General features: G+C 36.0%; 14 protein-coding genes. 4 read left to right on the top strand and 10 right to left on the bottom strand.

Annotation, left to right across the window (positions count from 1 at the left end; translation table 11 throughout):
* Positions 1–3 precede the first annotated feature (3 nt).
* The 6 genes from KO529_RS02230 to KO529_RS23575 form a co-directional block, all read right to left on the bottom strand.
* Entirely contained in the window at positions 4–7,152 is a 7,149-nt protein-coding gene (locus KO529_RS02230) for a thrombospondin type 3 repeat-containing protein (RefSeq protein WP_215946308.1), read from the bottom strand.
* 434 nt (positions 7,153–7,586) lie between these two features.
* A complete protein-coding gene (locus KO529_RS02235) occupies positions 7,587–9,560 on the bottom strand; it encodes a VWA domain-containing protein (RefSeq protein WP_215946309.1) in 1,974 nt (657 codons plus the stop codon).
* An 82-nt stretch (positions 9,561–9,642) separates the two neighbouring features.
* Positions 9,643–10,980 (bottom strand): DUF5723 family protein, encoded by a 1,338-nt coding sequence (locus KO529_RS02240; RefSeq protein WP_215946310.1) that lies wholly within the window; start codon positions 10,978–10,980, stop codon positions 9,643–9,645.
* A 508-nt stretch (positions 10,981–11,488) separates the two neighbouring features.
* Positions 11,489–12,187 carry a helix-turn-helix domain-containing protein gene (locus KO529_RS23570; protein ID WP_289847746.1) on the bottom strand — a complete coding sequence of 233 codons (699 nt, stop codon included), beginning with the start codon at positions 12,185–12,187 and terminating at the stop codon, positions 11,489–11,491.
* The gene (locus KO529_RS02250) at positions 12,184–12,960 is read right to left on the bottom strand and encodes an alpha/beta fold hydrolase (RefSeq protein WP_215946311.1); all 777 of its coding nucleotides are present in this window, start codon (positions 12,958–12,960) and stop codon (positions 12,184–12,186) included. Before KO529_RS02250 ends, KO529_RS23570 begins: the two co-directional genes overlap by 4 nt.
* Before the next feature lie 14 nt (positions 12,961–12,974).
* The gene (locus KO529_RS23575; RefSeq protein WP_289847747.1) at positions 12,975–13,667 is read right to left on the bottom strand and encodes a response regulator transcription factor; all 693 of its coding nucleotides are present in this window, start codon (positions 13,665–13,667) and stop codon (positions 12,975–12,977) included.
* A 1,923-nt stretch (positions 13,668–15,590) separates the two neighbouring features.
* On the opposite strand from KO529_RS23575, the gene KO529_RS02260 reads away from it, so the two are divergent.
* Positions 15,591–16,019 carry a BLUF domain-containing protein gene (locus KO529_RS02260; protein WP_215946312.1) on the top strand — a complete coding sequence of 143 codons (429 nt, stop codon included), beginning with the start codon at positions 15,591–15,593 and terminating at the stop codon, positions 16,017–16,019.
* Between the two features lie 126 nt (positions 16,020–16,145).
* Here the strand turns inward: KO529_RS02260 and KO529_RS02265 are convergent, their stop codons facing one another.
* Genes KO529_RS02265 through KO529_RS02275 form a run of 3 tightly spaced genes read right to left on the bottom strand, consistent with a single transcriptional unit; the run spans position 16,146 to position 17,341 of the window.
* Complete coding sequence (locus KO529_RS02265; RefSeq protein WP_215946313.1) at positions 16,146–16,490, bottom strand: hypothetical protein; 345 nt, start codon at positions 16,488–16,490, stop codon at positions 16,146–16,148.
* Positions 16,491–16,511: 21 nt separating this feature from the next.
* Entirely contained in the window at positions 16,512–16,865 is a 354-nt protein-coding gene (locus KO529_RS02270; protein ID WP_215946314.1) for a hypothetical protein, read from the bottom strand.
* Between the two features lie 17 nt (positions 16,866–16,882).
* Entirely contained in the window at positions 16,883–17,341 is a 459-nt protein-coding gene (locus KO529_RS02275; protein WP_215946315.1) for a hypothetical protein, read from the bottom strand.
* A 147-nt stretch (positions 17,342–17,488) separates the two neighbouring features.
* Here KO529_RS02275 and KO529_RS02280 point away from each other — a divergent pair, with 147 nt between their 5' ends.
* Both KO529_RS02280 and KO529_RS02285 read left to right on the top strand, forming a co-directional pair.
* On the top strand, positions 17,489–17,707 hold the full coding sequence (locus KO529_RS02280) for a helix-turn-helix domain-containing protein (RefSeq protein WP_215946316.1): 219 nt from the start codon (positions 17,489–17,491) through the stop codon (positions 17,705–17,707).
* A 584-nt stretch (positions 17,708–18,291) separates the two neighbouring features.
* Positions 18,292–19,911 carry a type IV secretory system conjugative DNA transfer family protein gene (locus tag KO529_RS02285; RefSeq protein WP_252734281.1) on the top strand — a complete coding sequence of 540 codons (1,620 nt, stop codon included), beginning with the start codon at positions 18,292–18,294 and terminating at the stop codon, positions 19,909–19,911.
* A gap of 345 nt (positions 19,912–20,256) precedes the next feature.
* Here the strand turns inward: KO529_RS02285 and KO529_RS02290 are convergent, their stop codons facing one another.
* Positions 20,257–21,078 (bottom strand): AraC family transcriptional regulator, encoded by an 822-nt coding sequence (locus tag KO529_RS02290; protein WP_215946317.1) that lies wholly within the window; start codon positions 21,076–21,078, stop codon positions 20,257–20,259.
* Between the two features lie 332 nt (positions 21,079–21,410).
* Between KO529_RS02290 and KO529_RS02295 the strand changes: the two genes are divergently transcribed.
* Positions 21,411–23,636: an alpha-N-acetylglucosaminidase gene (locus tag KO529_RS02295; protein WP_215946318.1), complete on the top strand. Its 2,226-nt coding sequence runs from the start codon at positions 21,411–21,413 to the stop codon at positions 23,634–23,636.
* Positions 23,637–23,739 lie beyond the last annotated feature (103 nt).

Raw genomic sequence — 23,739 nt, forward strand, 5'->3', positions numbered from 1 at the left:
ATCTTATTCTTTGATAATCTTAAACTCAATTTCCTCCATTTCAGAAACTACCCTAAAAAGATATATCCCTTTGCGTAATTCTGAGAGCTGAATATTAAAATTTCCGTTGGTGATATTCTGGTGAATAGCCTTGACCAAACTGCCAGATATGGTATGAACATTTATTTGAGCTTTGCCTTGGGATTTAAGCCCAGTGAAATAAAGAATATCCTTAACAGGATTAGGAGAAATGATTATGTTTCCAACAATAATTTTATCCATAAAAATACCTTGGCAATCTGATTCCCCTGAAATTGAAACCATGTTCTCTCCTTTTTCAATTGGTATTTCAAGAATATTATTGGTATTGTTTTCGAAATGAAATGTATAAGTATTGTCATTCACTAAAACTTCATAATTTTTACTTCCCTGAACATTAAAACTAGCTTTTAAATTGGTGGCGTCTATTCCATTTACATCTACAACAAGTCTTTGATAGGTTGAAATAACGACTCCAAAACATTGTTCGAAATCAGGAAGTTCTTCAATGGTTAAGCAAACTTGATAATTTCCATCGGCAAGATTGTTTTTTTTCAACGTATTATCAAAGTAAGCCACACCAATAAAGTTACCATCCAAACTTACATTAAAGGTATATTCTTGATTGGCAATTATTACTTCGAAGCTACCATTGTTTTGATTTTCACAAGTTTCACTTTTTACTAGGATTTGAATGGCATCATGGCCAATTGAATCAAGTTCAGTTGGGCATCCATTTTCTGCAATTGTGCCAAAAGTATTAGGGCAATAATCATTAATATCAAATATACCATCTCCATCGTCATCGGTATCGACATTATCCCCTAATCCGTCACCATCGGTATCTTTATCTTCGGTAACATCTAAAGGAAAGGCATCTTCAGTATCTGGGGTGCCATCACCATCGTCGTCGGAATCACATATATTACCAATACCGTCGTTATCTAAATCTGCTTGGTCAGAATTTGCTGTAGCAGGACAATTGTCCGCTGTATCGAAAATACCGTCACTATCCGTGTCTATACCGTCAGAATTATCATTATCTAGAATGTTTACCCTTATCCGTACACGGCCATTTGCCTCGGCATTTGCAAGCGTCACTCCCGTTTCATTTTCGGTAATATCAATAAAGAAAAATTCCGTGTTCTCAACGAATGCGTCATCATTGATTTTTATTGTCAAAAGCCCGAAGCCAATAAATTCAAAATCCAAGGTAATCATATCATTGGAAAGGGAATTGAAATCAGAATCATCAATGGCCGGGTCACCTCCCAAGGCATCGCCATTAACTGTGGATATCATAAAATCGAATGGGCCGAAATTCTGTTGTGTGGCGTTAGGGTCTTTAAAATCAAAAGCTATTTCCAAATCTTGTGCAGAGCCTTCGATGTAATTGTACTCCAAGTCCGATACTGGCGTCGCATTGGATAAAATTGGGGTAATCTCGATAACAAGAGGCTGCTGAACACCATCATTGTCAATAATCTGACCCATGGTTTGTGAGCTAGAAAGATTAATACCTGACTCAATGGTCGTAATGCTGACAAGGAAGTTCTCTAATTCCTCCTCTATGGTGTCATCCAGAACCTCAACCGCAAAATTTACGGATGAGAACCCTGAATCTATAAATACAGTGTTTCCGGCAAGGTTTTTTAGCCCATTTACAAAATCAGTTCCAATGGTTGCGGGTGAGGACCCTGATCCAGTAGAGAGTGCTACATCAAAACTAAGGCTATTTTGTGTGCCGTTAGTTGCCAAATTGCCATTTTCGTCCCGCAGGCTTATAGAGAAGGCAGCATCTTGTATACCCTCTGATCCGGCTTGAACCGCTTCTAGCACTATATGGTTGTCATTATCATCTATTCCCAATTGGGTACTAGGTAAAAATCCATTTACATCTACAAAATACCCATCTCCTTCTTGTATTTCAATTCCTGCGAATTCTAAACCTTCAAAAATAGTGTCATCAATTGGGGTTATCGTAATTTCCGTTGAAGACTGTCCGTTTGCGATTACACTATTTCCGCTTAAATTAAAATCGGTTCCTTGTTGTGCGGAACCAATATCTAACCAATTCAATTGTAAGTCCAGTCCGCTATCATTGCTTATGGTGTTTCCATTATTGTTCTGCAGGGTGATTGTAAAAATGGAGCTGCCACCTCTTTCGCTAATATCGCTTCCTGCCCTCACATCTACTCGGTAATCATCTTCTAGAATATTGTGTGTAAAAAATAGTCCACCAGAGTCTATTGGATTTCCGTTGTTTGAATTAATAAGTTCATTTGAATTAGAAGTGACTTCTAAAACCATAAATTCGTTTCCTTCAATTTCGGTATCGGCAATAATAATAAGCCCTGGAACAGGGATAGGATTACTACTGCTATAGGTTTGTGCTGGTATTTGTATGGTAAGGGGTTGTCCTTTATTAAATTCATAATCTGTACCCGCTAGTGCAAGATTATTTGAAGCAAAACCACTTGTCCCATCCGTTATCTCAATGTTGGTAGGAATAGTCACTATGCCGTTAAGAACCAATTGAGGACTTGGAAAAGCATTATCTTCAAGCATTGACTCACTCGAAACTACAAAACTAACACTTACTTGATTTGGTAATACAGAACAGTCCTCTAAGAATTGTGTTCCAGTATCATACTGCCAGTTAGTTGGCACATTGCCAACTGTAGAAACATCTACTTGAACACATTGCAATGCCGGATAGTTGCCAGTAATGATGACATCACTGATTGCGGTATTATTTCCATTTCTTAAATTTAATGAAGTTAGGGGTACGCCTCCATTGGCAGCGTTATAGGCCAGGAAAATCCGATTAACATTGGGACATGAGGAAAAGTCTAGAGAGGTTATTCCTGTATTTTCCCCTTCATAAGTGTTTAGTTTACTAGGGGTTACACCGTCCTGAAGGCTTGTTAGGTCTAGAAAAGTGAGGTTTGGGTTGTTGCGGACACTAAGCGTTTCAAGGGTAGCCAAGTTTGAAACATCCAAGCTTGTCAAATCATTGTCCACAACAGACAACCGCTCTAGATTGCGTAAATCCTGCACAGCCAGGGGTATGTTTTGTAAACTGGCATTTTCCTCTATTTCAACATTGAGCAGAGCACGGTTATTTAACTGCATACCGGTAAAAGTAGTCAATGCGGTTCCAGCCACTCTAAGATTGTTGAGAACAAAATTTTCTTCCAATCTAAAACTTGTAAGTTTAGGAAGATTCTCTACGGTCAAATCCGTAGCCTGTATTTCAAAAATGGTTAAATCTTCTAAGTTGGTTCTATTTTCTACATCGAATGAGGTAAGGTCTTCTCCAACCACTTCTAAAACTGTCAAAGGAGAATTATCTGCCGGTAATACAAGGTTTGAAATAGTATTGTTTTTAATGGATACTTCTTCCAACAAGTCATTTGAAGACAAGTCTAAAGAAATTAATGAAGTTCCCTCTATATTGAGAAACCTGATTCCAGAAGCAGATATATCCAAGGTGCTAAGGCTAGGATGATTAACGAGAACCAATGATGTTAATGGGTTTGAACTAACATCAATGCTTTGAAGTTTAGTATTAAATGCTAAATTTAAATCGCCTATTCCATTCCCAAAAACCTCTAGTATTTCCAATTCCGTATTGTTCACCAAGTTTAAAGTATTTAAGCTACAGGCATTGGCATAAAGTTCTCTTAGATTTAAGTTTTGACTTAAATCAATAGATCCCAAATTTATCTGGTTGACATTCAAGACCTCTAAATCAATAAAATCTTGTATTCCCTCCATTGAATTGATGAACAAACGTTCTACATTGATGTTGGTGACTCCAATAAGTGCCGCAGTGAGTACCCTGCCATCGTTAGGTGTGGTATCAATACCCAAATCAACCAAATATTGTTCAAAAACCGAGTCGGGAATCAAGGTGAACTGGGAAGTGCAATTGGCCTCGTATGTGGCCATGTTATCTTTGACCCATCCAGTAGGTGAGGAGCCAACTATTGAAGCATCTACCTGAATACAACCCAAATTAGGGTTGTTCTCCAATTGAAGATTGGTAATTAAAGAATTGAACCCATTTTTTAGATTTACATTCGTTAATGCCCCATTAAAACTTCTATATGCGGTTAATCTAATAATATTTGGATTATTTGATAAATCAATTGTGGTTATGCCAGATTCGTATGTTTCGAATTCTTCCAATAATGTTAAATGAGAAGTGGAGATAGAGGTCAACGATCGGTTCAATTGTACCCCTAAATAGGTTAGGTTAGGAACATCGGTCAAGTCAATTCCAGAAATACCTGTTTCGGCAATAAGTAATGAAGTAATATTTTGTTTGCCAGTAAGATCAATGGATGTGAATGCGGTTCCTCTGGGCACTACGGTCAGGTTTTCCAGATTATTGTTAGAACTAATATCGATACTAACCAAACTTGGCGTATTTACAATACTTAAATCTCTAAGATCTCGACAATTGTTGAAATTAAGCTCCAGTATAGCTTTCGCCTGATTATTGATAAGGGTAAAATCTTCTAGGCTAGTAAACTCCTGTAGTCCTGTGAAGTTTTCTATATCGTAATTTTGGATATCTAAAACGGTAATGTTCGTTATGGCTGAGGTCAGTACCCTTCCGTCATTAGGGGTAATATCAATGCCAGCGTCAATAAGGTATTGTTCAAATTGTGTATCTGGAATTGCCGTGTATTGTAAAACACTTGTATCTACAAATATTTCCGAAGTAAACGAAACACTGTTCCCATTTTGTAATCCGGTACCACTAACAATGAGTTTTTGTGAATCTACCAACAAGACTGAACTTAATTCTGTATTAGACAAACCAAAATTTTCAAGAAGGACACCATTATTGCCAAACGTGCTGTCCATTGTGCCATCTTCATTAAAGACGGCTAATAAACCATTATGACCGCTTGTACCAACAACAGCAAATTTGTTACCTGCTAGGTATGTAATTTCGTGAGCTTTGTTATTTGAGGCTGTAAGATTTAAATTTAAATATGAGTTAGTACCAAAAATAGTATCAGGAGTGCCATCCGCATTATATTTTCGAACTTTGATACGGCTATTGGTATTTTGTTCATTGCCCAAAACCAAGAGGCTACCATCAGCATTTATGATAAAATTTATAGCTTCATTTTGGCTGCTATTGAACGTATCAAACGCCTGAAAACCATTATCCTCAATCCCTTCTGGACTGAATTTTTTCAAAGTAAAACTCTTGTCGAAACCATTGGTCAACTCTCCGCTGACAAATATGGCGCCATCTGTCGCAATCTTTATTTTTGAAGGAACAAAATCTCCTCCAGAAATTATTGGCGTAAGAACGCCATTGGTGCCAAATGAATTGTCTAATGTACCTGCATTTGGGCCTTCTGCAAAGTAACGTACAAGCACAAAATCTGAATCGCTTGTGCCAGCGACCAGTAATCTAATCTCCCCATTTATATTTTGTAATGCTGCCGACTTGGCAATATCATCACTTCCATTATTTATATCGGTTCTCACGATTTCGTCTGCTAGTCCCCCAAAGTTTATAGTTCTGAAAGTACCAAAACTAGTCTCAGAAAAGCGTACTAACATAAAGTCATTATTAGTGGTTGCAATTACAGAACCTACTCCAATAATATGTTCGTTTTGCAAGTCTGAAGCATTATTGTCCTTATAATAAAGTCTGTCATTTAGCTCTAAATCAGTATATGTGGTAAGGAGCTCTCCGGTTATTTCCTTTGGCGAATAAGGATTCGTCACTTGTATTATTTTTTGTCCCGTTAATGGTTGCTCACTAATACCGATCAAAGGAAATTGAAAAGTGCTGTTGGGCGTTTTGGTAAGTAGGTTTTTGCCAGCTTTATAGGTTGGTTCTAAAATATATTTACCTGATCGATTACCAAATGACGGATCCTGCTGGGTATTGGATTGCAGTTTAACCATGGATAGGGTATAATTATAATTTTGGCCAGAAGAAATATCCCCCGTTGAACTATAACCCACTGCTAAGGCCTCAGCGTTATCCATCTTAAACCCCTTCACCAAAAAATCCTGAAAGCCTAGCATATCTATTTCGGCCACCCCATCTGGACTAAAGGTATTAACAAGCCCACCTCCTGAGGCTATTTTTCTAAAATGAAAATTGTTAAACTGGTTATCGCTTCCGTAATAGAGAATTTCACCATTTGCATAATCTTTAAAGTCTTCTCTTCCAATTCCATTTGCAGATGTAAAAAGCGCAAAACCTGAATCAAAAGACCCAAAATCACCGTAGTCATGGAGATATTCCCCCGTACTAACGTTGAACATTCTGAAAGTACCCCCACCAGCCATTGTAATACCGTTTGGAGTAAACTTTGCAACGGCTTCATTAATATCATAAGGGCCAACTACAATTTCACCAGTATGCCTAATATAAGTCAGTTTTGCCCCCTGATTTCGTTCTTGATGGGTAACTATATAATCGCCCACCCCATTAAAAGTTTCTTTGTTAACAGAATGTATTCGACCAACTAATGGATCTGTCAGTCCATTATTTCCAAATGTAGCATCTGGCAAGCCATCTGAAGTTAACTTAAACAGGTAGCTTTGGGGATTAATACCTCCTTCAAATATATTAAGGGCAAACACAATTCTATTGTCGGAAGGGAAGGCGATCGGGGAAATGGCCATTTCTACATCCTCTGGTAAGTCTATAATGGCTTCGCCGTTTACCCCAAAATTAAGATCTAACTGCCCTTGTGGATTATATTTAACAACTTTAGGGTTATAGGTATCATATTGCTTAACAACAATAAACGATCCGTCAGGAAAAGCATCTAAATGATTAACTTGAAAAACATCAGTAAAATTTTCTTCAACAACTACAAATCCATTATTTCCAAAATTAGCATCTAAAACCCCGTTGTTATTGAAGCGAAGTACTACATACCTATTTTTAATTCCATCAAAGTAATTGCCTAGTACCGTTATTCTATATTCCTCGTAGGCGGCATCAAGGGTTGTGAAATTAATCTTTTTTAAATAAGTTGAAATCACTCCATTAACCCCGTAGTTGGGGTTCAATTGCCCAGGGGTTTGAGATTGTAAATAAGTGCTGATGAGTAGAATAAATAAAAGTAAATTCTTATTCATATTAATAGAATTTTGAAATTATAAAATTTTCTTGTTGAAAAACGGTCATTAAATATAAATACTGGACCATTTCCGTTATCGACTTGATCACCTCCATCACCACACAGGTCTGGGTTAAGTTTGAATTGCTATGATTGTAAAAACTGGTTGGTCAGTCTTCAAAAATTCTAACTGTTTAATCGCAGGGTACCGTTGAGGCCTCTAATTTCATTGGGATGATCAGTTTAACTACATTAATTATTGGAGGATTGTCGCCTTCATTTAATTTAAAACCAAGATTTAATAGGGCATTTACTAGATCTTGTGGGTAGATATCTTCAATATAAGTTATACAACAATAAAAGGATGAAGATTCTAGTTTATTACATGAATTAAACTGCAAAAGAAATATCAAACCGAGTATGATACGTTTTAATTTTTTCATGATTTAATATTTATAGTTGGCAGTTGCCGTTTAGCAAATCGTCATGGGAAGGATTAAATAAATTGCCCTTAATTTTGGAAGAATTTAGCTTGGTAAAGCTATGTTCAGGTAAGCCACAATAATTTGCCAGTTTAATATTGTCCTCAAAGGATGAGTTGAACCAGGTTCCTGAAGAGGGCTCTTGCAGTTTCTCAAGACCTAGTAAACTTTCCAAATTAAGGTTGTTGGTCAAATTAATTTGACCTAATTTTTCAATATTATTAAGTCCGTTTAATGAAGTAATTGAGCTATTTGTAATCTGCAATGCATTTAGCTCCTTTATGTTTTCAAGACCTTCAAGGCTAAGTAACCTAAATTCATCTTTACAATAAAAACTGATATAATTAGACTTTTGGAGATTGTTTAATCCATTAAGGGTTGTTACTTCTGTATTACTTACTATTAGGTTACCACCAACTAATGTCAATCCATAAAGCCCTTCCAAATTATTTATAACTTCAGTTGTATTAGAATCAGAAACAATGATTAAATCGCCTAAAATCTTATTATAGCAAAACTTGTCAACTTCATGTTGATTGTTTAAAGTGAGATTTCCATTATAGATAGCCTCTTCGAAATAAAATTTATTAACTTCAGTTGATATATCAAGAGAAGAATCATCGTTGTCCTTTGTTATTACCTTCCAAAAATATTCCTTGAAAAATTCTAATTTTCCAGAACTATAGAGGTATATCAGTTCGTTATTTCCTGAAGCAATAAATTCATCCACAATAATCATATTACTTTCTGTTTCTCCAATTAATAATTGATAAGTAATGTTATCTTTATCAGAAACATCTGGGTCTATGCTTCTACCAATTGTGAATTCAACATTACACGTGTTGTATAATGTAATTTCTTCATTTAACGCTGGACTTATCAAAACAGCTTTTGATGGTCCACTAGGTTCATAAAATCCTGTTGATATAAATTCACCCACAGCATATTGGTCGGCACCTGTATTAATATTGTCTTGATGGTAGATTTTGAGATAGTGATTGTTTTCCCCTCTTTTTGGTGTCTCGTAATTCAATACATAAACACTATTGGCAACATTTTCAATTTCAGCTTGAATGAATACAAAGTTTTCGTTGACACTTCCAATAGTTTCAGATGCGAAATAAAAAGAATTACCAAAGAGATTTCTGATATTATCTTCGTCTAAATCTGCACTGCTTAAACCAACGACATAAGCACTTTTGTTAGTAAGTGCCTCTTTGGCCGCCACAAAAGTGTTGCTTGCCTGTGTGTCATCACCATCGGTAAAAATGATGAGGTTGCCAACGCTCACCTCATTCACAATAAAACCGTTCTCAAATGAATTTGCAGCGGTTACCACGGCACCATATAAATCTGTCGAGCTGCTACCCAATTTTAGATTATCGATGGCGGATTTGAGCTGTGCTTTGTCCTTTGAATAATCCAGTACAAGTTCAGTCGTGGAGGAAAAGCTATAAATAGCTATTTCTTGATAAGGCAAGGCCGCATCTATCAAAAGCTTCAACTCGTTTTTAAGTGATTCAAAGTCGGTCTGTATAGAGTTTGAAACATCTATTAAGAGTGCCGTTTTCATTTTTAAATCAAAAGTATTTTTGTCTAGCAAAATCGCCTTTGATTCATCAATAGGGCTCTCTTCATCATTTTCTGTAACCCGCAAGTTTCCAATATTTAGGTTAGGTACACCTCTGTACATACTATCCGAAACTTGAAATAATACGTTTACATCAAAAGGGTCTGCTGTGGAGGTTTGATAGGTTGTAAACCGGAAATAATTTGAAGGGTTATCACCCATTGGGTTCTGTTCCTCACCTTCAGGATTTGGAGTTTCTTCAACAATTGGATTTTGATTCGTTTCGCTATCTTTTATAAGATCATTTTCTGTTTTTGAACAACTAAATGTGCAAAGGACAAAAATGGTTACAATTAATAAGTTATTTTTTTTCATTATCAAGTTTTTTATAAGAAGTTAGTCACAGGCCCATAATTCTTTGCCCTGAAAATTTAGGCCTGTACTTGCTAACTCAACATTAGTTTTTATGATATATAGGGGTTTTAATGGCTAAATATATATTTGCGTTTTGTGTATTCCTACTGAACAGATTGGTTAAAATACTTCCAGATCCAAGTGTCAATGGATCAATTTTGAATCCTGTTCCAACACCTAATTTTCCTAGATGACTATAGCTTACGGGGAGGTAAAAGCCAATTTTTTTTCTTTCAAATCTCGGTGTGAGTGAAATTAGGTTTAACCTATTATTATTAAAATAATTCTCTTTTTTGACCAGAGTTTGATTTACATCTAGATTTAAGTAAATAGAATTGGTGAATTTATAGTCTAGGTTGATTCTTAAAGACGTTGGTAGGGCAACTGTTACATCACCTAAAGCATTGGTACTGGTAAAATTATTTTTAATTGCGTCGATAATATCTTCTTCAGCCTCATTGGCGTCAAGGTTGCTGTTAAGGGAATAGCTCTCCAACTCCACATTTTTGTAGGTAATAGCACCAAAGTCTAATAGAGAGGCTCCAATTTTTAATCTATAGTTATTAATTGATCTAGGATTATTTCTTCCATTTTCCCGACCAGAATTCCGTGTCCGGTACTCATAAACAAAGCCTATATCCGTTCCAAAACCAGGTGAGTGGTCTTTTAGTATATTATAATCATCCTGGGAGTCATCTTCGCTTTTTAAATAAGAAAAATCCCCATTCAAATTAATCTGGTTGGTAGTTGATGAAAAATTACCCGAAAGGTTTCGGGAGTGGGCTTGTGCAACCCCAAATCCTATAAGATATTTCACTGTAACGCCCCCTTTGAAGTAATTTTGGTTGTAGTCATCGTACATGACCCTACCGTATGATAGTCCTATTTCCGCCCAAGCATGCGAGGTGCCATCAAAATTGTTAAGTTCGAAATTGAAATTTTCATTATCAAATCCATCTGAAAGGCTCTCAATTAGTTGACCATTAAGATTATTGTAATTGTTCAATGCCCTAATTCTGGTAGTGAGTGCCAAGCTGTTCGTTTCATTTAATGAGAACATAAATGAAGGACCCAATATCTCTATATTCAACAATAGATTGTTTTCATTAGAAGTGGCTGTGGTAAGGCCTGAAAAATCATTATTATTTAGAAATTCTTTTAAATTGTTAATTGAAAGTCCTAAATAATCATTGGCACCCATGGCACTTATGGAAAAAAGATTAAAATCTGCTCTAACTCTAGAATCCGATAGGTTGCCAGGATTGCTTAAAATGCTTTGAATGCCACTATAGTTATCAATGTCATAACCAATATAGGATTGAGCAATACAAACAAGAGAGTGCAGGGTGAAAAATAGGAAGGGTGTTTTTGTTAATTTCATTTCAATTAATGCTAAATTGATCTTCCAGAATTAGATATTTTAAACTAAATGAAAATCTGGACTGGATTGGATTATGAAAATGTCGTGAACGGCAACATAAATGACGTTAATGAATGTTATCAACTTATGATTTCGCGGGAAAGATATGTTCTACTGTTAAGGGAATCAATACGCCGCACGGCCTATATTCTTTTAGTAATATTGAATATGTTCGTTCATCGATATTAATGAACTCTTTGTCGTGAAATTCAAAGCCGTGTGCCTAAAAAAAATCAAAATCAAATCGATAATTGAGTTTGCATTTCAAAATTTGTGATTCAAATTCAGAGGGTTGGCTCCAAATTGGTTTTACTTTTAAAAGAGGAACTAAAGATCCCGATTTGGAAAAGCGAGTGAAATAAGGGTGATGTTATATTACATTTGGAAGTTGTGATATATAGCTCTAGTGAAGACTAACAATTTAGGAAATTGCCATTGGGAATTTCTATAATGAGCAGCATTTAAAACATTAAAGAATAGAAAATAATAACCCAATTTTTTTTAATTCGGACCTTTTGGAGGTGCCCATTTTTTTAAAGATATTTTCACAATGTTTTTTCACAGTTTTTTCTGAAATAAACAATAGGCCCGATATCATTTGCCGTGATAGTTCTTTACATAATAATGTGAAAATTTCTTTTTCACGTTTGGTCAAAGTTTGAAAACGTTGCCAATCTAGATTATTTTGTTTTTTGTTTTCAAATAAGTTAATCATAAAATTGCCAATACTACTTTTTGTATTGATAATACTGCTTACATTGAAAAAGTGATTCTCATCTAATAATACCTTGTGCGTAAAAAGTAACAATGAGGTGTTTCTGCTATCCAATAAAATTTTTTGCGGATAGGAACAAACACCTAAATGATCATTTTGATTGTCAAAAGTCTTAATTGTTCTAACCGCGTTCGTTAAAAAACTTGCCTCTGTTATTTTTGGCAAATAGGAACCTCCAATTTCTAGCAGCGTTTCAATTTCTTTAGCCTGTTTTTGCAAATTAAAGGAAGCATAGGAAATGCTTAAATCGTTACGATTATTTACATGGATGGAGTAGGGTAGATAATCTACTAATTGATAAAATAAATTTGGGTTTTCAATATATAACTTCCTTAGTTTAAAAGCATATAGCTGAATGTTTAGTAGTTCTTCTTTTTCTGATAAAACACTCATACTTTAAATACTGTTTTGGAGATTGAGGCTATCGATTCAATAAATGTATCTTCCTGTTCTATACTGGCAAAATGTCCGCAATTTTTAAAGTCGATGATACTGCTATGGTCATTTGCTTCGGTAATTATTTTTTCCAAATAATCCGGATTTACTGAGGGATCATGACTTCCCCTAAAAATATATTTAGGAACAGCCAGCGAAATAAAAATTTCCTTTTGGTCAGACCAATTATTTTCTATTAGATCTTTGGCAAGAGCCACGCGAACCTTTGGGTCCGTATTTTTAAAGTCATTGATAAGTAATTCGACAAAAGTATTATCGAATACTGCAGTCTTTGTCGCAACTTTAATGTCTTCAACTTCGGGATTTTCTGTTAAAAAACAGCTGAGCGCATCGCATTGTAAAAAGGCATCTGAAAAATTAATAGGCTTTTTTACAGGAGGAGCTCCAAAAATCACTAATCCTTTCAATCTTTTTATACTAGAAGCTATTTTCATGGCTAAATGCCCACCAAGTGAATTGCCTACCAATAAAATATCATCTTCAATTTCATTTATTCTTGTAGTTAGTACTTCAGAGTATCTATTAAGGGAATAATAAGATTCGCAATAGTGCTTTTGGGATTTTCCATGTCCGGGTAGATCAATCGCAATTTGGGTATATTCAATTTTTATAGAGTTTATGGTTCTTAAGAAAACTTGGGATGAAGATGAGTTGCCATGTATGTAAATTATAGTACCGGCTTTCTTCCCTATATTTTTAATTTCATGCATTTTTTCGAAAAGGCTTAAATGATCCCAAATGATTTGGCAATTTTTTCTACTTCTGATCTTTTTGATGTCCCCAGTTTCTGATATATGTTTTCACAATGTTTTTTTACCGTTTTTTCGGAAATAAAGAGCGTGTATGCAATTTCTTTTCTAGTTTTTTCTTTCCCTAACTCATTTAAAATTTCTTTTTCCCGCAAGGTTAGACTGTTATAATGTGTGAAATACCGGTTTACAATTTTGTTAATTCCAAAAAGGTTATTCACTTTATTAGTCAGGTATTGAATATCTTGTGGAAATAAAGAAATTGAGATCAGTTGGTTGTGATTTAGAATTTTGGTTGAAGTAAAGTGAAAGACGAAATTTTTATCTTTCGCATATTGCCAATCTTGAAAAAATGGGATAACTTGATTTGGGTCTTTTTTATTTAATTCGGCCATTAACTTTGGGTAGGTATGAGTTCTTGTAAACTCGCTCTGATGTATTTCAAATATTTTCGAACCTAATGTGTTAAGCTCTTCCTGAGTATATCGAAGTATATTACAGCCTTTTTTGGACATATACTCTATGGCTAAATCGTCCCTGGAATTTACGTGCATAATTCCAGGAACTATATCCGCTAAATCATCCAAGGATATTGTACCCTTGTTAAGAAGATTTGATAATTTGAATAATTGCTTTGGTTGGTCTTTAAGTAATTCTTTCTCTGTCATTACTATAGGATTAATCACTATTAGTTAAGGGGACTTAAAGCTTACTGTAATATTAAAAATAAATAAAAACATTATAAAATGGTGATTTTTTGTCTTTTTTTCGGTGTTTTTCTATTCTTAAAAGTTGAATTGTCTGAAAATATAAATGGCAATGATCTAATAATTATGTTTTATGGGTTTGGTAAGATAAAAAGAATGCTGTACTCATGTCAAAGGTCTAGAAACACTTGCTCCGCACAATATTATTTGGTTGTCAATATTGAAACTTTAAATGGAATGTTTTTTGGGCAACCGCTACAACTTCATTAATTACTAATTATAGCTGCTTGAATTCTATTTAGTGGAAAGTAACTCCGCCCATTCCCCTCCATTACATTCCGGCCAAAGCGCATCGTAAAAAAGTCTTGGACACAAGCCGTTTTTGAAAAAGAAACGGCTTAAGTCCGCTTCAGTTTTTCAAAGTTTTTTTTTTCAACTGCCTATTTTTTATAAAAATTTAATATCATACCAAATGAAGGCAAATGTCAACAAATGCTATTAACGTACTGATAGTCAGTCAATTACTCATTTTAAAGCCATGTGACGACTTAATTTCGAGGTAAATGAACTCTACTATTCACCGCTGGTGAAAAGCGTTAAAATCATGCTTAAAATCCCAAAAAAGTCTATGTTTATATATAAGATTTAAATGAAAATTCAATATTGGGGCAATGGGCGTTTTTAAAAAAAATGCCCAACCATTTATATAAGTTTTATTTTGTTTATTAATGTTTTATATAGTTTATATATGGTACCACTACTTGTCCAGTGCTTGTCCTTGTTTTGGGATGGTATGGGTACACAACATGTCCATCACTTGTCCCATTGCTTGTATTGGATTTGGTTATGTGGTTAGTGCTCTTGTCAAAATCAATCAAAAGACATCAAATGGTAAGTTAGGTTTTTTGTAATATATGTCTTTGTACAATGGTGAAGTTTAATCTTATACTTTCCATTTCCGATACCAAAGTTGTCCGATTTCGTCTTAATCGGATTGCATAACCGGTCTTGTTCCTCGTTACTTTTATAAATCCTCTTTAAGTCTTTATCGGTTGGGAGAAGTGTATCGAAAAAGTGAAAAATTTAGGAGGGAAGGGCAATGGAAAAATATGATAGTTTTAGTTTGTGATCTTTTATGAAATGTAGGTATTCCTTTTAGATGTTTACGTTTTGAAACGAACGTAGATGAGTGAAAATGTAAAGCAAGAGGGTAACACGCCAAGGCGGTGTTACGGTTTATTATGCCTTATTTTTAACACCAAATTGAATTATTAATTAGTGACACTGTACTATTTTTAATGTAAATCAAGGCCAACCTCCTATAATCATTGAAGTTTTTACTGTAAATAATATTCTATTAATGTATACCAGTCTTATAATGACTTGGATCTGAAGAATCTAATAGACTTTAATCAATTGGATCAAAACGCTTTCTAGAGCTTAGAAACGTTGTAATATTCTCGACTAAACATACTCAATGGAGCACTGGTACAATAGAAAACGACTATTTGTGTGATTTGAAATTAATCGTGTACAAACAATGATTATCGCATAATATTCTGATAAAAGTATTGGCATTGTGCTCCTGAACATAAGCACAATGCGCCCTAATTCGATTTTACTTAACGCTTATCTTCCCGAACGCTATAAAATTGAATCAGGATCCATGCGCAGGTTAGTTATGGTAAGATTTGGGATAGGCTAATCACAATCAATATAGCTGAACTTCAAATTCTGCCAAATAGTGCGATTTTAAAAATCATTTACATTAATACACTAAATTTAGCGAATTATTCCTTAAAGTGACTTTTCTGATAATTATCATTTCCACTATATTACCAATCTTTTATTTTAGCTTTCAATAATCAATCAAAATGTATTAAATTGTTTTTAGAACTTGCATTCTCGTCTCGAGCTTCTCCTAAGCTTAACGAAAAGGATATTTTATCAATTCAAAGTACCTCACATCAATTGAATTTGAAGAAAGGCATAACTGGATACCTGGTTTTGCACAAACAAAAATTTGTCGGAATATTGGTGGGTGATGTAAGAGTTGTAAGAAAACTGTTTTCAGTTATCTCATCGGACGTTAGACATAGCGATCTGACCTTGCTTGCCAAAGAAAATACTCCTTGTAAACAGTACGAAAATTGGAATATGATATTTCAAGTAGGTGATAGTCAATCGGCTGCCATACCTACCGAACAACTTTTTAAGAACAATCTTATCGGTCTGGCACAACTTGCAGAAAAAAGAACTTACACGTCCAGGGTTTATTGGAAAACGGTAACAGAATTGATGGATGACGGATAGGTCTTACATTATGGCTGTGATTTGTTTTTTCTTGAGCCAATAAATAATGTATATCTTTTTGATATATGGTTTTGATTCATGAGGTCCATCATCTATATCTTTTAACAGCTTCTTATTTTAAAGTTGCTATTGCAATCCCTCCCTCAATTTCTCTTCCCTATAATAAAGGTTAAGCTCGTCTAGGAGCGCCTCTTCGCCTTGCGGCAATAACCTATTGGCAATTGTAAGTGCCTGGCGGATATATTCCTTTTCGTACCTGTCATTGATATCATCAGATATTTCAGGGTCAATTGCCTTCATAGCCAAGTAAAGTAGGGCACGAACTGTCAATACTAAGTCTGCATGATTGTCTACGTAAAAGAGACTGACCTCAAACTTGTTTTTAAAGAAGGAGTGGGGCTTTAGGGTAGGGTGGTGGTCCATGGCATGGTACCTTAAGCTATGGATCAGTTTTTCTTCGTTAGGGTTCATAGTTCTCAGTTATTCAGATGATTATGTTTTGGCATTTTCCATACCGTTCAGCTTTTCGGTTACATAGTCCAAAAAATCCATTTGACTATGGGGTAGCATATTTAGGACCAATTCCAACACTCGGCAAACGCTGTCATGTTTGGCAACATTTTGATTGTTGGGAGACAAGAACATTCCGTTGCCGTCCAATGCAAACACACATACCTCGAGTAGGCTGCCAATGTTCAACATCAGATCGCTGTTGTCTTTAACTTCAAAGGAAACCTGGTAGCAATTTGTTGGACTATCTGGTTGCTGCTTCAAAAGGACCATAAGATTTTGGTGCAGTTTATGTATATCGTTCAGGGACTTGAGTTTTTTCTTGTTCGTTTTCATGGATTTTTTTTTAACTGTTAACCCTGTTTCTCCTCGTCCGGTATTGCATGCCGTATTTTATCAAGGAATTCCATTTCTTCATAGGGTATCATATTAAGTACATATCCAAGAACTTCTTTAATGTTCTGGTCGGGTTCTGGAACTACTCTATTTGGGGTGCGTTCTGCATCCAATGCTGTAATGCATACCTTTAATAAACTGGAAATCATAAAGGAAGTTTCCAGGTAACCCTCTGTAATAAGATTAACGGTATAGAGTTCCTTTTTGGAGGGGTAGCGTTTCAAAGTATGGAAATGTTCCATGGTTAATTCCCTAATTTTATCCAGGAAGTTTATTTCCTCCAATCCCGCTCTTTCCACTTGAGAAGTACCTTCTTTAACGAAATGAGATCCTTTAATTGGTTCTTGATTTTCAAAGTAATTTCCGTATTGTGTATCATTTATGTTTTGTCCTGATTCACTCCTTACATGGCCCATAATGTCAAATGTGCTAGATTTATTAATAATTCTTTAGAATTTCTAATCAAATCTATAGATAATCTATTAAAAATCCAAACAAAATTATAGAAATTCTAAAGTGTTCATTAAGAAAAGTATATTTATGTAATCAATTTCAAAAGATATATGACCTCATTAGGATTGTTTTTAACCAAGAAATCAGTAAATCGAGCTATGGTCTCAAGACGCACAGGTATTAGCCAAGCAAGGCTTTCCCAATTAAGTTCCAACAAATCTACCCAACTGCGGGTGGATGAACTTTATTTGATTGCTTTGGCAATAGCTGTAGACCCTAGTGAATTATTAAACGAAGTGTGTAAGGGGCTTAAATTACCAAAAGAATAGTGGGCAAAGGTCGACGACTTTTAATAATATTTCAATTGTTCATTTACAATAAACCGAAATCAGCAACATGCAGTAGCTGTATGCATAAATTTATAAATTGAATCTAGCTGTTGTAGATAATTCTTTAGAATACTCTATTTGCAACATGTTTGCTTATTCGACCCTTATAGGTAAACTAATTGGGGTATTTGGAAAGTTCAATTATGGGTGGGTTTAAATTATACCAAAGAAACCACCCTACCTCGAAGTTGACAGCTGTATCAAAAAAAGATTTTTGACTTTAAAAACAAACAATCTGAATAATTATGAAATCATGGTTACTTTTATTTTTTACAACCCTTTTATTTGCTTGCAATACAACTCCTCCGAATAAAACCATCGATGGAGTTCTAGAAGTCCCAGATAACCGAAATAATTCCGATTCTCGAACCCTCAAATTAGTATATAAGGTCTTAAAGGCTAAAAAGGCCGATTAGTTAAAGGCTCCTTTTGCGGTTTCAGAGGGCGGCCCTGGAGGGGCAACCTTGATTCTTGAAGAATTCTGAAAAAATAACCAACTTAGAACAGATAGGGACATTGTACTAATGGACCAATGGGGAACGGGGGCATCAGGGGCAAATTGTATCGAAATGGGTGGCGCCATCTTTGCTGTTTTAAGACGAGACTTAGACGCTAAAAAAGAATCAAGGGCTTTAGACTCCATCTTTAAACAATGTAACGAGACAGTTAATCAAAAAGGAGTTAATCTGGCAGTGCTTACCCATTTTATTCCGTTGGTCCAGGGAATACTATATTTAGGATGTCCCTTGTTACTGATAAATACAGTTTTGTATGTTTTTCTTCATAAATCGGATATACTTGTCTCTTTTAATGATAAATATCAAGTCAGCTTTAAAACTACCAATGGAAATTTCATAATCAATAATATCAAACGGGGCGTTTCCATTATAGGATCTGCCGGAAGTGGTAAGACTGAAAGTGTGGTCTATGGCTTCTTACAACATTTTCAAAGAAATGGTTTCTGTGGGGTCATCCATGATTATAAGAATTTTGAGATTACCGAAATGGCGTACCCGCTGTTTAAGGATTCCGATATCCCGTTCAAAGTAATCTCTTTTGATAATATCATCCATCGGGTGAATCCCATAGCACCCCGATATTTGGAGAATCCGGAAAGTGTAAACGAGGTTTCCAGGGTATTAATAGAAAACCTATTGGAACAGAAAGATTCCGTTTCGATTGGTGCTACCAAGTTTTTCCACGATGCCGCGGAAGGCTTGATAGGTGGATTGATTTGGAGACTCAAATCTTCGTATCCCGAATATTGCACTTTGCCACACGTCATCGCCATATACCATTACCTGGATACTGAGAGCCTTATTACATTTTTGGAGTCCAATATAATCTCAAAAGGAATGGCCGACGCCTTTATTAGCGGGATGGATTCGGACAGGCAGACTGCAGGGGTGAAAGGTACCTTAAGCAATGCATTAAAAAGGATAAGTACCCCACGAATATTTATGGCCCTGTCCGCGGATGAAGTGCCGCTCAATATCAACCACAAGGATAATCCTGGCGTTATTTCCGTGGTGAACAATCCTAGGTTTGAAACCTCGTATTCACCAATAATTGCCACTATTATCCACACCATAACCAAACAGATGAGTGTTAGACATTCTAAACCTTCTTTTTTATTAATGGAAGAAGCCCCTACCATTAAACTTTTGAACATGCACCGGATTCCCGCAACTCTTCGGAGTTATGACATAACAACAATCTATGTTATGCAGGACAAGATTCAAAATGATATGATGTACGGTGATAAGGCGAGCAGGGCCATTTTGAGCAATCTTTCCTATCAGTTTTTTGGCAAGGTCAATGACCCGGACACTGCAAAATATTATGAACGGTTTTTTGTGATTATCAAAGACCCGACCAAGAGTGTTAGCCGAGGCCATAGTCTCGATTTTGATACCCGAGTAACCACAGGAGAAAAGGAAATTCCAAAAATTAGAGCGGATGTGTTTTTTCGATTAGAACAAGGCGAATTTATCACCTATGCAGATGGAAAGGATAAGAAGGTGCACTTTAAACTACAGGACATTCAACGGGGGCTTCCTAAACCTTCTAAAGAATTTTCTAAGTCTGATCTAGAAACTAATTTCGAGAGAATTTATAGAGAAGCCAGGTCTATATTTGAGTAAAATTTTCTGATAAAATTATAGGAGGGGTATTAATTGAGTGGTTACACTAAAACCAAATTTAATTCAGTAAAAGGTGAATTAACCATACTTGGTAAGTATAACTAAACAACCTATAGTTAACTTAAAGGTTGTAGTTTTTCTTATAGCCATAAAGTATTATTAAACGGGGGGTTAGACATTATAGGTAACCAAATCAATTGCAGCAAAAAATAAGCAGGCTAATTAAAGTGTCGTTTTACTGTGCACCAAATTCTCATTAAGGTATAGTTGTAAGCACCCTTTTGTAAATTTGTTTTTTCAGCTATTCTATTCCAAGAATTCATTAAAATAATTATTCTTTACTGTTTATTTTTTTTCTGATATCTCGTTAAACCTTTTTTGAAGTAAATTGCTAGGCGGAACTCCGTAATACTTTGAAAACTCACGTGAGAATTCATGTATTCGGGGATATCCTAAGTATTCCGATACTTGAGTAACATTTAAATGAGCAAAGTTTAAAAGGCTCTTCGCTTCCTCCATTCTAATGGTTTGGATGCGATTTATTGGAGTATTTCCAGTCGCTTTATGACAGGAGCGAATTACAGTTGATCGACTATATCCCGAAATTCTAAGAAGATCATTAAGAGAGGGTCTGAATATTTTATCTTTGCGAATTCGCCTTTCAATGGACCACCAAAGTTCTTCTTCTAAAGGTCTTTTATAGGAATCAAAGTAAATTCCGTCTATATTATTCAAAATGCTTAATAGTAAGGCATATACGTTGTAATGTGTAGACATTATGTCCTGGGTAGAAAATTCTTCATGCAGTTTCTGAAACAAACTCTGTAAATTTTTATCGGCGGCGAACACCCGCATTTCAAATGGTAATGGAAGGACTTTTGGTGCTTGAAAGCTAATTGAGTAAAAATTTACTTCATGTTTATTGCCTATGGTTTCCACCTCTTCCGATCCATAATAATAGACTATATCTCCTTCTTTTACATTATATTCTCTGCTATTTATCTTTACAACATAGGAACCTTTTGTGACAAGGTGTAGTAGATGACCTGAAAGGGAATAACACATAAATCTGAAATACGAAGGTCTTTTAAATTCCCAAATGCCGGTAATGCTTTCAATCGGACACGAAATATTAGTTGTTTCAAAATCATATTGATTATTATTCATAGATATTCAAAATTATACTGGTATTTGATATTATTTGCGAAATAATTGAAATTTTATGCTAAAATAATGATTTGTATTTTTTTTTGTTTTGTTTAATGAATTTTAGGTGCTCATTATTTCGGTCGTTTCTACGATGATAGGACCTAAATGTCAAAATTACTTAATACTAGTTTCTTGGAAAGAAGGAATGATCTTAATTTTAAGTTGTGAGAATGCGAAATGAATCTCTGAAAAATACTTTACAAAGTGTTGCGGAGATGAGCATTTAGTCTCTTAACATATTTTTAATAAATCGTTAATAACTGTTAATAAAATTCATAAATGATATTCATATGATAACGTACAAAAATTTGAGACTTATTGCCCTTGCGTCGATATTAATTACGGCAGCAACATCAATTTCTTGTAATGAACATATTGCCAAAATTCCAGAAACTATTGTTTCACCCGCGGTGAAATCGGCAAGGGACCTAGCCGGTCGGATTGTACCCGATCAAGCAGATAATTTTATCTTCGAAGAAATCGCTAAGAAGGACGGCGAGGATGTTTTCGAGCTCGAGACTTCGGGGGACAAGATTGTCGTTAGAGGAAATAATGGTGTTTCAATGGCTATGGGCCTTAATTGGTACCTAAAGGAATTTTGCAATGTTAACGTGTCCTTACGAGGTAACAATCTAAATCTTCCGGAAAAGTTACCGATTGTTGAGGGGGTGTTGAGAAAAACGAGCTGGGCCGAGCACAGGTACTTTCTTAATTATTGTGCTTTTGGGTATTCTATGCCGTGGTGGGATTGGTCACAGTGGGAACGTTTGATCGACTTCATGGCCCTCAATGGTGTCAATGCTCCGCTCGCGATAACGGGGCAGGAAGCTACCTGGCAGGCAGTGTGTAAAAGATTGGGGATGGACGATGATCAGATTTCCGACTTCTTGGCTGGACCACCATATCTTCCCTTCGGTTGGATGGGCTGTCTCGACGGATGGGGAGGGCCATTGCCCCAAAGCTGGATCAGTAGTCATGAAGTACTTGGGAAAAAGATATTGGAACGTGAGAGATCACTCGGAATGGTACCTATCCAGCAGGGTTTTACGGGACATGTCCCCCCAACATTATCGAAAGAGTACCCCGATGCCAAGATTAACACAATAAAATGGACTGAATTTACCTCTGATGTGTTGGATCCTCTGGATCCACTTTTCCAACAAATATCGGACATTTTCATAGAAGAACAGACACATATTTTTGGGACGGACCATATGTATGCGGCCGATCCTTTCATTGAGATGCAGCCACCAAGTGGGGACCTTGATTATCTGGGAAACCTGAGCAAAGCCATTTATAAAGGCATGAGCAAGAGCGACCCGGAAGCAGTATGGGTCTTCCAGACATGGTGCTTTTCCCACAGACGAGACTTCTGGACTCAGCCCCGAATAAAAGCCTTTCTGGACGGCGCTCCGAATGACAAAATGATCTGCTTGGACCTGTATACGGAGAACAAGCCGATGTGGAACCGAACAGAATCATTTTATGGCAAGCCCTGGCTATGGTGCAACATACAGAACTTTGGCGATAAAGTGTTCCTGGGAGGAGGACTTAACAAGATTAGTGATGGAATTGTTGAGGTCAGACAGAACCCCGCTAATGTAAATCTGAAGGGATTGGGCTTTGTAAACGAGGGATTGGGATACAATCCTATTGTACAGGATCTTATGTTCGAAATGGCGTGGAGCGAAGAGGGGATTGACCTTAAGGATTGGGTTGGCAGGTATGCCGAATATAGGTACGGCGGTCCGAACTTAGATATCGCACGTGCCTGGAACACCCTTAAAGAAACGGTTTATAGCGCCCCTATGGATGGTTATGCATCATTATCTATGATTACAAATATGCCAACATTAAAAAAGGCCCAAAATGTAATGCCTTATAGTAATAAAAGATTAGCGAGTGCCTGGGAAGATCTCCTAAAGGCCTCTGACGAATTTGGCGATGTGGATACCTACAAGTATGATGTCGTGAACATTGCGAGACAAGTGTTGTCGAACCATGCTGCCGTACTCCATGGCGAGATGGCGAGTGCGTACGACGAAGGGAACCTAAAGGACTTTGAGGCAACATCGCAGGATTTCATCCAATTGGCTTTGGACTTGGACGAACTATTGGGTACTCGAGAGGAATTTTTACTTGGAAAGAACCTCGAGGACGCAAAGCGCTGGGGGGTGACCCCAGAGGAAAAAAGTACTCTTGAATGGAACGCCAGAAGGATGATAACACTTTGGGGGCCGACCACACGACTAAACGATTATGCACTTAAAGAATGGTCGGGACTTATTTCCAGTTATTATAAAGTTCGTTGGAAAAAATTTATTGATGAAATCCAAAAGGAGCTCCAAAACGGTAAATCGTATAACGAATCCGAATTCAAGAATAATCTTATAGAGTGGATGGATGATTGGTCGGACGCCAAGGATATATATCCCCATGAACCTAAGGGAGAGAGCGTAGCAATCGCTAAGAAACTTTGGGCCAAATATGGACAGATAATACTCACTACTAATTAATATGAAGAAAATTAAAGCATCACCCATTTCGACTTTTTTGAATCAAAGTGCGAAGATAAAAGTGCAAGCTTTTAAGCTTGTTTTTGATTAAATCGGAAACAAC

It is taken from the genome of Arenibacter algicola (genome assembly GCF_018860365.1).
Lineage (GTDB): Bacteria > Bacteroidota > Bacteroidia > Flavobacteriales > Flavobacteriaceae > Arenibacter > Arenibacter algicola_B.

What these genes read in the sequence shown, in the direction of transcription:
- KO529_RS02250 (WP_215946311.1), bottom strand. Translation starts at nt 12,960, where the DNA reads ATGCATGAAATTAAAAATATAGGGAAGAAAGCCGGTACTATAATTTAC.
- KO529_RS23575 (WP_289847747.1), bottom strand. Translation starts at nt 13,667, where the DNA reads ATGACAGAGAAAGAATTACTTAAAGACCAACCAAAGCAATTATTCAAA.
- KO529_RS02235 (WP_215946309.1), bottom strand. Translation starts at nt 9,560, where the DNA reads ATGAAAAAAAATAACTTATTAATTGTAACCATTTTTGTCCTTTGCACA.
- KO529_RS02295 (WP_215946318.1), top strand. Translation starts at nt 21,411, where the DNA reads ATGATAACGTACAAAAATTTGAGACTTATTGCCCTTGCGTCGATATTA.
- KO529_RS02280 (WP_215946316.1), top strand. Translation starts at nt 17,489, where the DNA reads ATGACCTCATTAGGATTGTTTTTAACCAAGAAATCAGTAAATCGAGCT.
- KO529_RS02285 (WP_252734281.1), top strand. Translation starts at nt 18,292, where the DNA reads ATGGACCAATGGGGAACGGGGGCATCAGGGGCAAATTGTATCGAAATG.
- KO529_RS02230 (WP_215946308.1), bottom strand. Translation starts at nt 7,152, where the DNA reads ATGAATAAGAATTTACTTTTATTTATTCTACTCATCAGCACTTATTTA.
- KO529_RS23570 (WP_289847746.1), bottom strand. Translation starts at nt 12,187, where the DNA reads ATGAGTGTTTTATCAGAAAAAGAAGAACTACTAAACATTCAGCTATAT.
- KO529_RS02265 (WP_215946313.1), bottom strand. Translation starts at nt 16,490, where the DNA reads ATGAACCCTAACGAAGAAAAACTGATCCATAGCTTAAGGTACCATGCC.
- KO529_RS02270 (WP_215946314.1), bottom strand. Translation starts at nt 16,865, where the DNA reads ATGAAAACGAACAAGAAAAAACTCAAGTCCCTGAACGATATACATAAA.
- KO529_RS02290 (WP_215946317.1), bottom strand. Translation starts at nt 21,078, where the DNA reads ATGAATAATAATCAATATGATTTTGAAACAACTAATATTTCGTGTCCG.
- KO529_RS02240 (WP_215946310.1), bottom strand. Translation starts at nt 10,980, where the DNA reads ATGAAATTAACAAAAACACCCTTCCTATTTTTCACCCTGCACTCTCTT.
- KO529_RS02275 (WP_215946315.1), bottom strand. Translation starts at nt 17,341, where the DNA reads ATGGGCCATGTAAGGAGTGAATCAGGACAAAACATAAATGATACACAA.